This is a genomic window from Mesorhizobium sp. WSM3864 (assembly GCF_002294955.1).
Classification (GTDB): domain Bacteria; phylum Pseudomonadota; class Alphaproteobacteria; order Rhizobiales; family Rhizobiaceae; genus Mesorhizobium.
On sequence record NZ_NSGD01000042.1, the window covers coordinates 1 to 13,340 of the forward strand.

Here is a 13,340-nt window from a genome sequence, read left to right on the forward strand (position 1 = left end):
GCTCGCCCGGCGATCACTCACGACGTATCGTGAAGAAGAACAAGGTCGGGCAAACCCGCTGGACGATCGAAGACGATACCGTTGATCGTGCTCGGGTACTGGCCCGCCAGATGTCGGATCTGTCAATCGCAGCCAACCTCAATCGCGTCGGCAAAAGAACAGAAAAGGCGCGTAGTAGGCGTGCAGTCTTCGCAACCCCCATTGGCATTGTGCGCCATACCACCACGGCGAACATGCGGAGCGTGACGAAGCTACGCTCAGGGCTGGGCGCGGGCAACTGCACCATCTTTTCGCAGCAGCGGCAGGATTTCTTTAACCGGGCGATCGCAATGACCTTCATCTGCTCGGCGATCAGGTCGAGGATTCGCTTACCTCTTCGCCACAAGACGTAGTTCACCGCCACAGGCGGGGCAGCAGGCGCCGGGATCGACCTCCTCCGCTCGCGAACTGCCTTGTGCAATGCGCGCGGACGACGGCGCGTTTCGGGAGCGTTCGTCATAGGCGCGACAGACGCTGCCTCGTCGGCCTCATCGGTTGGCCCGGCTTTGCTATCCGCCGCGGCGATCAAAAGATCCTCCAGTGCGAGTTCCAGCTGCTGGATTTCCCGCCCGATCTTTTCCGCGCAGCCGTGTCGCAAACGACGTCGTTAAACACGTGTCACAGGCCATCACCGTGGGCAGGCAGGCGGTGACAATCGGGCGATTACATTACGCTTAACCTTGCGTCCGAAAAAGCGGCAGCCGGCAAAAAGATAGTTCGGCGGTCTAGCCGGAGCGCGCAGATTAGACTAGAAGTCATCCAGGAAGGTGCTCTCAGAACAGCACTAACTCTGATTGGAACTTTATGTACTTTCTTTCCTGGATGCTGCCGAGCGAAGGCTCTATTCGCCGAGGGATCGAGGTGGTGTGATCGACCAGTCCATGAACCCTACAGCACGCTGAAGTATCGCCTCGGTTTGAGCACATCCACGTGAAGCAGCGATCACATGCCCGATACAGTCTCGGTAATCGCCCCTTCTGACGATCAGCGCCTTCGGTTCGGTGAACAATTTTACCTCGACGACACCTGGTTCGGCAGCGGCCCTCCCCGCACCTTCGATCCGATCGAGGATACCGTCACGATCCGGAACCAGCAATTGTGCGCGGGCGATATATGATTGCTTTTCACGCAAGTCCCATTTCTCGCCAGTGACTAGCTTGATATGCGCGGTGATGAGATCGACACCGTTAGCCGCTTGGACCAATTGAGGGATGGGCGTGCCAGGAAGGCGCGGATTGACCTCAATGACGACAGGGCCTTGCTTCGTCCACCTGAGTTCAACGTTCGTTGGCCCCCAGCCGAGGCTAAGCCCTCGCAAACAGCTTAGGCAGACGTCAGCAATTCGCTGGCGCTCCTCGTTTGTCAGCCGCGCCGGATAAGTGTACCCACGAAAGACGAAATGCGGTGGGGGGCCGAAGTCAGCGGTGCCAATTCCAATGATCTGATCTCCCATTATATCGGCCCAATAATAGGGGCCCTGTGCGAATTCTTCGACCAGTATCCTCGGTGGAGAACACCATATGTGCTTCCCGCCCAACAAATACGTGGTATGTTCGGCCACCTCATCAGGGTCGCGGCACAAACGAACACCACTGCTGCCGCTTCCTACCCCTGGCTTCAGAATCACAGGAAGCCCGATCTCCACCGCAGCGTCATTGATCTCGATCGCGTTCGCTGCCACGCGATAGGCAGGTATGGGAACGCCGGCCTCAGCAAGAAGCTGACGTTGGGCAGCTTTGTCGCAGCAACGTTCAATCGACGTAGGATTCGGTCCCGGTAGACCGAAATGCCGGCAGAGCTTGCCAACTGTCGCATAGAACGACTCCAAGGATGATGTGATGCCGGAAATGTCATAGCTCTCTCGTAGCGAGTTACACTGCTGGATGACAGCGTTAACATCAGACGTATCGACACAAACTGCCTCACCATTTTCCATCGAAACGTAATCGTAGCGGTGTGGGTCAGCGGAGAGTAAGACGGGGTGAAGGCCAAGACGCCTAGCCGTACGGACGAATAGTGGTCCATTACTCGCACCTTCGACCATAATAAGCGCTTTTTTTGCCATTTAATGACTCCACGATTCTGTGTGCCTGGTCCACACGTAAGGTGCATCAGCTTGACGGGCTGATCCGAAATTGCGGCCCCCCCTGAAACTGCTGGTGAAGTTATCACTATCCGCTAAGGTCAGATGTAAAGGTTCCAAGAATTTATGTTGCTGAACCAAGACAGGCCAGTTGCCGTTCTATCTGATGCGCCCGACAAGACATGCGAGTTTAGCGCGCTGCGCCCCATTTCATGTTTCTTAGGGTACTCGTGCTAGGATGGCCGCCTTGCCGGACGGACGGATGGTGTAGCTGACTGTCGGTATGGATGTCGGTACTGACTGTCGCCAAGTCACTCGGCTCGAGATTGTTGAGACTGGCCGCCGGCGCCGCTGGTCGGAGGAGGAGAATCTGCGGATCGTCGAGGAGAGCTATTCGGCTCCGCGGCAGACATCCGCGGACAGCGCGGCATCACGGGATTTCCAACCTGCTGCTGTTTGCCCGGCGCAAGGCGCATCGTGAGGGTCGACTCGGCGAAGGAGGCGTCTGCGTTTTCGTGCCGGCGATGATCGTAACGGAGCAGCCAAGGAAGGCGGGCGGGCGCATGGAAGCGGTGAGCGTGAATGGCTGGGGGGCGCCATCGTCGAGCCCGACGTGGAGGTGGAAGCGCTGGTTCAGATCATGCGTGGCCTGGAAACGCTGCGATGATCCCGATTCCGACCGGGGTGCGGGTGTGGCTGGCGACGGGACGGACCGACATGCGCTGCGGCTTTACCAGCCTTGCTCTAAGCGTGCAGGAGATCTTGAAGAAGGATCCGCTGAGCGGTCATATTTTTTGGCCTCATGACGTTGAAGCCGGATGATCTTCCTTCGGACCTCGCGAATGCCCTGGCGGTGCTGCGGGTTGAACGCGAAGCACGGTTGCGGGTCGAAGCCGAGCGCGACGTGGCGCAGACGGAGGACTCCAACTGTCAGGCCGAAGCGGCCAGCGCGCAAGCCTGCTGTCCGACACCGAGGCGCGACTGCGCATCTTGAGCTGCGCATCGAGAGACTGAAACGCGAAACTGTACGGGCGGCGCTCCGAGCGCACGGCGCGGCTGATCGAGCAGTCGGAATTGCAACTCGAAGACCTCGTGACCCCGGCGAGCGAGGATCAGCTTGCCGCAGCCGCACGGCGGCGACTATCCAAAGCGTGCGTTCAGCGGCGCGGCAATCAAAGTGAGAGCGCGTATTGCCTCGCCGTGGAATGCTCCCGACCGACATGTCCGTTGCCTCATCATAATGTTCCCCACGACTGGGATCCGGATCAATTCGTCATCGGCTCGATTGCTGGCTCGAACTGCATCGCACCGAACACCATTGGGTGCGCCTTTTCCTTTCGCCAGATCTTCAAGCGGCGCTGCAACGTGCGCAGCAGACGATCGGGATATTGCCCCGGACGCTCCGCCTGCAGACGCTCCAGCAATTCGCGGCTCGTCCGCCAGGGTTCTTCGTCAAACCACGCTTGCAATTCGTTGGTGACGAGGGCGAAGGGATCCGGCCGCCGACGGCCCCGTTTTTACAACCGATGGCGTGCCGGACCTGTCGGCGATGTCGACGAGGCGCTGCTGCGCCATCCGCATCTTGCTCAGCAACCGGACAGGGTCCAGCCGCGCATATGTTTGCGCCAGTGCGGCGCGAACCGGTTCCGGTGTCCGCGGATCCCCCAGCAATCGTTGGCATGGCGTCGCCCGGCGATGATAACGCTTGCGCACGCGGGCGCCGTCCCGCTCCTTTCCGGCCAGCTTGAAGGAGGGCTGGAAGAAGTTCACGAACAGCCGCACCGTCGCATAGAGCTAAACGGCATGGCAGAAGATCCCGGTCAAGCACACGCCTATAGGTGCGAATGGGATTATGCGCTCGATGATTGGAGCTGGGTATTCTTGCTTTCGCCTATCGATGACGGACAGTTGGCTGCCGTAAAAGAGAATTGGCTGATCTGGCGCGGATACCAAGGGCATCAAGCCAACGGGAGGCTTCAAACACGCGATAGACATCCAGCGCTTGCGGTGATTGGCCTCGCCACGAGCAATTGGCGGACATTGTGGACCAAGCTCTAAAAGTGAATGAAGCTATCGCGATTAGAGCGGTGCCCGAATTCCGAGGAACGATCGAGCCTAACCACGACCTTGAGGTCCGCTGGCTGTCCGTCTAGCAATGGCATCAGTCCACCAGATATTTCGATAATTCGATTTATGGGCTCACAGCCTAAGCAATGGCGCGCGTCCAACCGCTTCCTGTCGAGCCAGACAACCTGATCGCGGAGCGCGATTCGTGGATTTCCCGTCGGCCGGCGCAATTGGTTTTTCTCGGGCGGCTTCGCCGCAGCCGAGCGGTGAGCGGTCGTGGTCAGCATCATAGAGACCTGCGAGCTCCGCGGCGTCGATGCCGAAGCCTACATGGCCGATGTCATCGGCGCGTCCAGAACGACAGGCCAGCCTCGCGCTGAGACGAGTTGATGCCGTGCTACTTGGTGCGCCGCCAAGAGATGCCGCTCCACCGCCGGGCCGCGGTTGGCGGATCCGCAAGACTGGATGTGCCCGCGAATGGGGCTGCCGCGCGACGTCCTGGCCAAATTGCTCTGCAACCGCTCACGCCGTGTTTGCCAGCCTCGCCATCGCTTGAGGACGAGAACACCAAGCTGGTGGCCGATCTCTCCTTGAGAAAGAAGATGGAAGACGTCATCAGCTGAAAACTTGACGCTTGGTCGAGAACCTATGAATTTCCAGGGACTTGGGCCTGTAGCTCAGGAACAAGACGCCGAAGCGGCGTGTAAAGGGATGATTGGCAAAGACTACAACGCCCGCATGGTGCGGTTGGGCACAAGGTCCCGATCTGGCCCACAATCGCGCCGCCAGCCCGTCATCGTGAAACGTGCGGAAACCCTCCTCCCGACTGTCCAAAGAAGGTATCGAAGCAAGGAAGTATGGGATGGCTGGCTGACATAGCCCATTTCGTTGGACACAGGAGGTGTAAGTGGCTGCCGAACTCGCCCCCGAGTAGAGCAACCGATTCAGCTTACGAATAGGTAGATAATGTCGCCGCGACACTCAGGAGCTTCAAACTCGTAAAGGTAGTTGCTCCAACGGGGGTGTGGTTTGGAGCCCGACCGGGAAATGACATTTGAAGCTATGCTCAAGGTCATCCGGGCTAGTTGAAGGTTCGGGCAAAACACGACTACAGATTTCTTGTGCGTATTGGCATCGGGTGTGGAACTCACAGCCGGCTGGACGTTTCAGCATGCTCGGCACTTCGCCCTTGATCTGGATGCGGTTGAGAATCGCGTCCGGATCGGGGACTGGGTTGGCCGACAGCAAAGCTTGCGTATAAGGATGGCGCGGATGATCGAAAATGCTTTCGGCTGAACCGATCTCGACAACGCGGCCCAGATACATGGTCGCCATACGATCGGCCATATGGCGCACAACATTGAGGTTGTGGGTGATGATGAGGATGGCAATCCCGAGTTCATCCTTGAGGCGAGCAAGCAGATTAAGCACCTCGCCTTGCACCGACACGTCGAGGCCAGCTGTCGGCTCGTCGGCGATGACGAGATCTGGATTGAGTGCAAGAGCCCGTGCGATGCCGACGCGCCGAGCCTGCCCTCCCGAGAGCTGATGGGGGTAGCGGCGCCCAAAATCCGCCGGCAAGCCGACCGTGCGCAACAGGCGCTCCGCTTCGGCACCGGGATCCCGATTGCTGATGCTGTGTATGCGAAATGGCTCGGTGAGGAGCGACTGCACGGTCAGACGCGGCGAGAGGGACCCCACGGGATCCTGGAACACCATCGCCAGCCGCCGCAGGTAAGACTTTCGCTCAGATGCCTTGAGACCGACAAGTTCTTGGCCGTCAAAACGAATGCTGCCGCTGAAAGCTGGCTGAAGGCCCATGATCGTACGCCCGATGGTGGATTTGCCCGACCCGCTCTCCCCGATAAGAGCAAGTGTCTCACCCTTGCGGATCTCGAAGGAAACGCCGCACACTGCGTCTATAAAAGGGTCATCTATTCCGGTGGCGAGGGCCTTCAGCGGGCCAATAGTGCGAAAACGGACATGGAGGGACTGAACATTCAGCAACGCACTCATGCCGGCACCATCCGAGGTCGATCGAGCAAATGGCAACGCGCCACCTGACAAGCACCGGCCCGGTACTCAGGCGGTCTCTCCTTCACGCAGCGGTCAAAAGCGTGAAGACATCGCGGGCGGAAGATGCATCCTTCTTTGCTGCCGAGCAGACTTGGCACCTCTCCTGGAATGGTAGGCAAATTGCGCGTCTTTTGTTTGATCCGTCCGGGATCGCATTCAAGGAGCGCGCGGGTGTAGGGGTGACCCGGATTGTGGAAGATACAGCGCACGGGACCTTGCTCGACGACTTCCCCGGCATACATGACGACGACGTGGTCGCACAGTTCGGCCACTACGCCGAGATGGTGGGAAACGAAGAGGATCGAACAACCAATCTCGCGTTGCAGGTCCTTCAGCAAGTGAATGATTTGAACTTCCAAAGTGGCATCGAGGGCCGTGGTCGGCTCGTCTGCGATGAGGAGCGCCGGCTTAACAAGAAGTGCCATGGCAATGCAAATCCGCTGCCGCATGCCACCGGAAAACTGATGAGGATGGTTCCTGATCCGGCTTTCCGGGTCGGGGATTCCGACGCGCCTAAGCATGTCGATGGATCGAGCGCGTTTGTCGCTTCGGCTCCTTTCCTCGTGGTGCTGTATATCGATCATCTGGCTTTCGATGGTCCGCACCGGATTGAGTGCAGTCATTGGGTCTTGGAAGATCATGGAAAGTCGATCGCCCATCAGGCTGCGGCGGGCCTGGGACGTGAGTGTGAGCAGGTCGCGTCGCTCGAAGAAAATGCTGCCGGCTGTCACCTCGGCGTTGTCAGCAATCAATCCCATAACCGCATAGGCCAATGTGGACTTTCCAGATCCACTTTCGCCGACAATTCCCACTATCTTTCCTGCCGGGACGTCGAATGAGACATTACGCAGGGCGTGAACACGGCCACGAGGCATGCCGAAGTCAAGACTGAGGCCGCGTATCTCGAGAAGTGAACAGTCGGAGGTAGGCCTTGTTTGATTGTGACGGCTCATAAATCCTTCCGCAGCTTGGGATCAAAAATGTCGCGCAAGGCTTCGCCGAGAAAAGTGAAGCCCAGCGTTGCTATAATGATTGGAGTACCGCCAGCAAACACCAGCCATCCCGTCTGGTGGATGTAGCTATAGCCGTCATTCAGGATAGCTCCCCAGTCGGGCGTGGGTGGGCGCACGCCCATGCCTAGAAAGCTGAGACCTGCCTCGACCGCAATGACCGCCGGCACATCCATGCTCACCAGGATGAGCAGAGGACCAATCACGTTCGGGAGCATATGCACAGCCAGGATGCGCGTCGTGCTGGCGCCCATGCTTCGTTCCGCGTCAATGTAGTCGCTGTTGCGCAAGGCTTGCGTTTGGGTGCGCACGACACGCGCATAGATTGGCATGGAAGTTACCGCTATGACCAGAATCACGCTTACCATGCTAGGCCCCAGAAGCGCGATGACAGCCAAGGCGAATATGATGCCGGGGAAGGAGCGGATCGTATCAAAAATAAGCAGTAGCAAATTGTCCAACCACCTCGGCCCGAACCCTGCGATCAGGCCAAGCACAAGGCCAACGAGAAGTGAACTGCCGAGGGATGCTAGCGCAACGAGTAGCGGGATGCGTCCGCCGATGATGATGCGGGAGAAAGTGTCGCGGCCGAGCTGATCCGTGCCGAGGAGAAAATCTGCCGAAGGTCCGCCCAAACGAGGCCCGACCATAATGCGGATCGGATCGTGGGTAATCAACAGCGGACCAACAAACGCGCTCACCACCACGAGGAGGACAAGCATAGCGCCAAGAATGCCCAGACGGTTCTTTCGAAATTGCCGCAGAAAAGAGCCAGAGGCGCCCGAACCGGAGCCTACGCACGCTTCTGTGCCGATCGCTTCAATGCTCGTCATGATCAGAGTTTTTCCCGAGTGCGCGGGTCAAGACCGGCGTTGACTAGATCGGAGACGGCTGTTGCAATTACGATAAGCAAGGTCGTGATCACTACGACGCCCATTACAATCGGATAATTGCGCGCATTTACCGCCTGAACGATCAGCGCGCCTATGCCAGGTCTTGCGAACACCACCTCCACAAAAACCGCCGCCGAGAGCAGCCAAGCGATACCCACTCCAAGAATGGTTACTGTTGGTAGAATCGCCAGTGGAAGTGCGTAATGAAAGACGATCCGCCATTCTGAAATCCCGAAGGAGCGGGCCATACGAATATGATTCTCGCCCAGGGTCTCGAGCATGGAGGCGCGCACCAATCGAGAGATGTAACCCACCCATCCAATCCCCATTGCAAAGCTCGGCAAGATCAGATGGACGAGGCCATCAAAAAACCCTTCACCCGGCCCGATTGCCGGCAGCCAGCGAAGCGCAACGGCAAAGATGAGCAGTCCGTAGACCGCCATGACGAAGGAAGGAATCGCGATCGTGGCGACGGCCAATACTCCAACGGCTTGATCGATCAAGGAATTAGCTTGCATGGCTGAGTAGCAGCCGAGCGGCACGGCGACAGCAGCGGCCCAAACGATCGAGACCAGGATCAACTCGATCGTATAGGGCAATTGCTCAAAGACGATATCAGCGACAGGTCTTTGGCTGAAAACATCATACCCGAGATCGGCGTGCAGTAGTCCGCCGAAGAAGGAGGCGATCTGCACAAGAAATGGCTTATCAAGACCCATCTGCTGATGAAGCAGCGCCTTCATCTCTGGGGTCGCCCGTGGGCCAAGTAGCGTCGCGGCAGGATCGCCGGGGACGGCATGGATCATCACGAACAGAAGTGTCACAGCGATCACGGTGATCGTGATCGCGAGGACAAGTCTTTTCAGGAGGTACAGCCACATTCCTTCATTCCTGGCTCTATCAAATCGTCACGTCGAAGCCGGCCTGAAATTGAGGAACAGAGGCTCCCCATCAGGACGGCTGGCAGCTTCGGCGATCTGGGAGGTTCGATAAACAGTCGCCGCAGCACCATTGGTGAGGAAGCGATAGGCACCCGATTCTTCCATGAGGTCCTGTATTTCGTAGTAAAGCTTCGCCCGTTCCTCCGGCTCTGAGATCGTCACCGCCTTGTCCACGAGATCGTCAAACCGCTGGCTACGAAACCGCTCCCAATTCCACACACCTACTTGAGCTTGCGTAAACCAGGAAACCTCGTAATGAGGATCCGGAAGCCCGATGAACTCGTTGAGAACGAGCTGGGCGTCCTTCCAGCGGTCGCCTTCCGACTCCATGCCAATCGTCCAGAATGATCCTGCATCCAGGGCATTAACTTCGACCGAAATGCCGATCTGAGATAGCTGCGCCTGTATTGTCTGAGCAATAGTCGAATGCTCGCTCGTATTACGGCAGGCGAGCGTCAGGGCCAGATCACTCACTCCGGCCTTCTCCAGGAACTCTTTCGCTTTTTGAAGGTCGCCCTCCGGCGGAACGAGGGCTTTGGAACGATGCCCAATTATGCCAGGCGCAATCGTTCCTGTGGCCACATCGGCTTGCCCGGCATAGGCCGCGTTCAGAATCTGGGGTACGTTGATCGCCCATTGGATCGCCTTGCGGACGTTGATATCTTTCAGCTTAGGATTTTCCGTATTCATGCCCAACCAGACGTAGCCAAGCGCCGTCCTGACATCGAGCTTGGTGTTGGCCGGGGGGGTTGCTTTGAAGGCTTGAAGTGAGTCCAGGCTGATATTGCAAAAATCGAGATCGCCAGCTTGATAGGCGCGCTCTGCTGTCTTGGCGTCCGCGATTGGAACGATGCGAATCTCGTCGAACCCAGGCTTTGGTCCGGCCCAATCCGGGTTTCGCGTCAGCAACGTATGCTGGTTGGCCTTGAAATCGGCGAGTACATATGGACCTGAGAAGGCCGGTGGCTTCAAACCAAAATTATTGCCATCCTTTGTCGCCTTCATTACCGCTTGCTCAGATACAATGTGGCCCACAGCAAATGGCAGAGTGATCATCCAGACCGGTACATAGGGTGTTTTGAATACAATCACCCCCGTGTGGTCGTCCTCCAGCTCAACATGGTCGAATGACCCCAAATCGGGAATGGCCCCCGATTTGTGCTTAATGATCCTCTCAAAAGAGAATTTGAGGTCCTTGGAAGTCAATTCCCCATAGCCGCCAGTGAACATGATGCCTTTTTTTAGCCGAAAGCGAATATGTGTCGGATCAATCTGATCGATCTTTTCTGCTGCCTCCAATTCCCATCCCCAATCAGACCCCGGCTTGTAGCGCGTGAGCTTTGAATAAATGCAATTCATTATGTCCACTTCCGTGGCCTGGGTGTAGAACCCAGGGTCGAACGTGGTCACGTCGTGGTTGCTGCTAATCTTGAGCACCTTGCCCTCAGCTGCCCAAACGACTTTCGACAAAGGCATGCCAGAAGCGACTACCACCCCTCCCCCAAGTGCGGCGCCGGCCTTCAGAAAGGCCCGACGGCTCACATCGCGTTCTAGTTTTTTCTTCATTATTACCCCCCCGGTTCATTGAGGCGACGTCCCTTGGCCGCCGCTTAGTCTTCTAACGACTTTATAGAGGACTTTCTGCGCCCTCATAGCCGAAATAATCTCAACCGCGGGTTTACATTTTTTGAGAACAGGTGGCTGCTTGATTTGGCAGCCACGGGTTGTGGTCCAGATCCAACTGGTACTTTGCAGCAGGCCGAAACAGTGTGGTCGGCTCGACGGCCGGCCCCCAATGCCTTTTTGTCAACCCGTGGATGAGAATTTTGCATTAGGCTAAACCTTTTAAGCAGCAGTAGCTAACGTTGTTTCGACTTCACAATTCTTGTTCAGGTTCCGTTTACCGCCACGCAAGGAAGACTCGCATGAAATTGCAGGAATATGTTGGCTATGATGCCACCGGGCTGGCGGATTTAGTCCGTAAGGGTGATGTCACTGCTGTTGAACTCATCCGACTTGCACAAAAGGCTCATGACCGGATCAACCCTACGATCAATGCAGTGATTGAGCTCTATGACGACGCTGAGTCCGTGCCCGGTTCAAATGACGGTCCATTTGCCGGTGTGCCCTTCCTGCGGAAGGATATCAGTTCTACGGAGGCTGGCCGACTTTATGAATGCGGCAGCCGGCTTTATCAAGGTTATCGTCCCACCGTGGATAGCTATTTCGTTGAGCGTGCTCGGGCCGGAGGGCTTCGCCTAATAGGGCGCACTACAACAACCGAGTTGGGCGTATCGGGCCTCAGTGAAACTGCGATGTGTGGGATTACGCGTAACCCTTGGAATTTGGATCGAACGGCAGGCGGCTCGTCCTCTGGATCAGGAGCGGCAGTAGCCGCTGGCATTGTGCCCATGGCATCAGCCAGTGACGGCGGCGGGTCCACTCGCATCCCGGCATCCTATTGCGGACTTGTGGGTCTTAACCCTTCCCGCGGCCGCATCTCGGGTGGGCCGAATGGCCAGGACCCGGGCCACGGTATAAGTAGACGATTCGTGCTCTGCCGGACAATTCGCGACACCGCGGCCGCGCTCGACGTGCTTTCGGGAAGCTATCCTGGTGACCCGTTCCTTATTCCACAACCGAAACGCGCGTATGTTGAAGAGCTGTCGCATCCAGCCGGTCGCTTAAAGATCGGCGTCGCATTGAGTTCATGGGCTGAGGTGAAACTCGACCCAGAGATTCGCGACCGGGTGGCGGAAACGGCGAAAGCGCTCGAGGATATGGGGCACGCGGTCGAGGAAATTGGCCCGCCATTCTCTTCTGCGGAATACAGGGAACTTATCACCGGATCGTATTATGTCGGTTATTCAAGACTCGAAGCTCAGGCAAGAGCTCTCGGACGAAAAATAGACGAGACCACACTCGAACTTCTCAACCTGGTAATCTACGAGAAGGCAAAGACGCTTCCTCTTTCCTATGCGGAACAATTCTTCGAGCTAATGCGCAAGATCCGGTTCGATGTCGGAAGTGCAGTGCAGGCATATGATCTTCTACTGACACCCACTATGGCTCATACAGCTCTCCCACATAACACGTACTCCATGAGTCTCGGGAATATGCCCGCAGAGGAACTTCTGACTTTCGATGCGGCGATCTGCCAGTATATCGGCGTTTTCAGCGCTACTGGTCAACCTTCTATCTCCCTCCCACTTTTCATCAGCGCAGACGGACTTCCGATCGGCATTCAAATCGTCGGACGCTTCGCCGATGAGTCGACCGTCTTGCGCGTTGCGCGGGACCTCGAACAGGCGATTCCTTGGGCATCGCGACAGCCGCCCGTCTTTGCGGGTAGCAGCGAATAACAACCATCCTCTACAGCTACGCAGCGTCGATCAAATGTGAAGGGGTAGCGCTAACCTGCTTCTCTCACCGTATCTAACCGCCTGGCTCCGTTCCGACGCGGGCGAACACTGGCATGGCTGTGGAATTCGAGAACGGACGCGATCAGCGCCGCGGTGTTGCGACGGGCGGGTTTCTCAGCAATGTATCGTCTTTGTTTGTGAGAAGCGTTCGGGACCGGCGTCATAGAGGAGCGGCACGTGTTCGAGCGTGAGCTTAGGGAACTGTTCGGCACGGCGAATGTCCAGGCCACGCGAGACGGGAGAGTAGGACCTGAATCATCAACATGAAGCACGAGCTGGTGCGGCTGTCGCAGGGGATCGACTTGCCGGTGCTGGAGGAGCGTTTCGGCGCCCTCTGTTCGGACCGCCTCGGCATGCCGCCACTACCGATCCGGCTGATGGCGGCGCTGGCTCTCAACCTTTCAGACGAGATGCTGTGCGGGCGAAGAACCCCTATGTATCTCACCGGCGAGATGTTCTTTGTTATGCGCTGCCGTTCGACCGCTCGTCGATAACGCGCTCGCGCAGCCGCATGGGCGAGGAGCGGATCGTCACGCTTTGCAGGAAGGGCAAGGCGCATGCGGCTGAAGGCCTCGGAAGACGAGAATGCCAAGCTTAAGAAGCTGCTCGCAGACCAGATGCTCGAGGCCAGACGTCAAAACGAGGGAGAGTTCTTCACCGCCGGGGTATTTCGTCCACAACTCGGCCCCGCTTCCGTCGGCGCTCTGTTCATATCGCATTCTCGGCCCTCAGCTCAGCGCGCGATAGGTCGTCTCGATCGACTTCGCGGTTGCGTCGACGATTATGTCGATCTCCTTCCGGGTGATGAT

Annotated in this window: 9 protein-coding genes and 5 pseudogenes; 6 read left to right on the forward strand and 8 right to left on the reverse strand. The window is 57.5% G+C overall.

The annotated features are described in order from the left end of the window. Nucleotides 1-262: 262 nt before the first annotated feature. Nucleotides 263-619: pseudogene (locus CK215_RS32185) on the reverse strand (IS66 family transposase zinc-finger binding domain-containing protein); the annotation flags it as partial. Nucleotides 620-880: 261 nt separating this feature from the next. Next, nucleotides 881-2,104 (reverse strand): acetyl-CoA carboxylase biotin carboxylase subunit family protein, encoded by a 1,224-nt coding sequence (locus tag CK215_RS30195; RefSeq protein ID WP_095833115.1) that lies wholly within the window; start codon nucleotides 2,102-2,104, stop codon nucleotides 881-883. 681 nt (nucleotides 2,105-2,785) lie between these two features. Here CK215_RS30195 and tnpB point away from each other — a divergent pair. Both tnpB and CK215_RS30210 read left to right on the forward strand, forming a co-directional pair. Further along, nucleotides 2,786-2,944, forward strand: coding sequence for an IS66 family insertion sequence element accessory protein TnpB (tnpB, locus tag CK215_RS30205; RefSeq protein WP_095833116.1), 159 nt, complete (start codon nucleotides 2,786-2,788; stop codon nucleotides 2,942-2,944). Beyond that, nucleotides 2,925-3,247, forward strand: a pseudogene (locus tag CK215_RS30210) (transposase); the annotation flags it as partial. The gene tnpB and the pseudogene CK215_RS30210, both read left to right, overlap by 20 nt. Nucleotides 3,248-3,387: 140 nt before the next feature. Here CK215_RS30210 and CK215_RS30215 read toward each other — a convergent pair. Beyond that, nucleotides 3,388-3,916, reverse strand: a pseudogene (locus CK215_RS30215) (transposase); the annotation flags it as partial. Here CK215_RS30215 and CK215_RS31160 point away from each other — a divergent pair. Then, the gene (locus CK215_RS31160; RefSeq protein WP_141245596.1) at nucleotides 3,818-4,180 is read left to right on the forward strand and encodes a hypothetical protein; all 363 of its coding nucleotides are present in this window, start codon (nucleotides 3,818-3,820) and stop codon (nucleotides 4,178-4,180) included. The pseudogene CK215_RS30215 and the gene CK215_RS31160 overlap by 99 nt on opposite strands. Before the next feature lie 999 nt (nucleotides 4,181-5,179). Here the strand turns inward: CK215_RS31160 and CK215_RS30225 are convergent. Genes CK215_RS30225 through CK215_RS30245 form a run of 5 tightly spaced genes read right to left on the reverse strand, consistent with a single transcriptional unit; the run spans nucleotide 5,180 to nucleotide 10,675 of the window. Further along, a complete protein-coding gene (locus CK215_RS30225; protein ID WP_095833117.1) occupies nucleotides 5,180-6,205 on the reverse strand; it encodes an ABC transporter ATP-binding protein in 1,026 nt (341 codons plus the stop codon). Next, nucleotides 6,202-7,218, reverse strand: coding sequence for an ABC transporter ATP-binding protein (locus CK215_RS30230; RefSeq protein ID WP_095833118.1), 1,017 nt, complete (start codon nucleotides 7,216-7,218; stop codon nucleotides 6,202-6,204). The genes CK215_RS30225 and CK215_RS30230 overlap by 4 nt, the downstream gene beginning before the upstream one ends. Continuing rightward, on the reverse strand, nucleotides 7,215-8,108 hold the full coding sequence (locus CK215_RS30235) for an ABC transporter permease (protein WP_095833119.1): 894 nt from the start codon (nucleotides 8,106-8,108) through the stop codon (nucleotides 7,215-7,217). Before CK215_RS30235 ends, CK215_RS30230 begins: the two co-directional genes overlap by 4 nt. Nucleotides 8,109-8,110: 2 nt before the next feature. After that, nucleotides 8,111-9,049 carry an ABC transporter permease gene (locus CK215_RS30240; RefSeq protein ID WP_095833120.1) on the reverse strand — a complete coding sequence of 313 codons (939 nt, stop codon included), beginning with the start codon at nucleotides 9,047-9,049 and terminating at the stop codon, nucleotides 8,111-8,113. 27 nt (nucleotides 9,050-9,076) lie between these two features. Next, nucleotides 9,077-10,675 (reverse strand): ABC transporter substrate-binding protein, encoded by a 1,599-nt coding sequence (locus tag CK215_RS30245; RefSeq protein ID WP_095833121.1) that lies wholly within the window; start codon nucleotides 10,673-10,675, stop codon nucleotides 9,077-9,079. 359 nt (nucleotides 10,676-11,034) lie between these two features. Between CK215_RS30245 and CK215_RS30250 the strand changes: the two genes are divergently transcribed. The 3 genes and pseudogenes from CK215_RS30250 to CK215_RS31695 all read left to right on the forward strand — a co-directional run. Continuing rightward, on the forward strand, nucleotides 11,035-12,471 hold the full coding sequence (locus CK215_RS30250) for an amidase (protein ID WP_095833122.1): 1,437 nt from the start codon (nucleotides 11,035-11,037) through the stop codon (nucleotides 12,469-12,471). Nucleotides 12,472-12,781: 310 nt separating this feature from the next. Beyond that, nucleotides 12,782-13,078: pseudogene (locus CK215_RS30255) on the forward strand (IS5/IS1182 family transposase); the annotation flags it as partial. A 10-nt stretch (nucleotides 13,079-13,088) separates the two neighbouring features. Next, nucleotides 13,089-13,340: pseudogene (locus CK215_RS31695) on the forward strand (hypothetical protein); the annotation flags it as partial.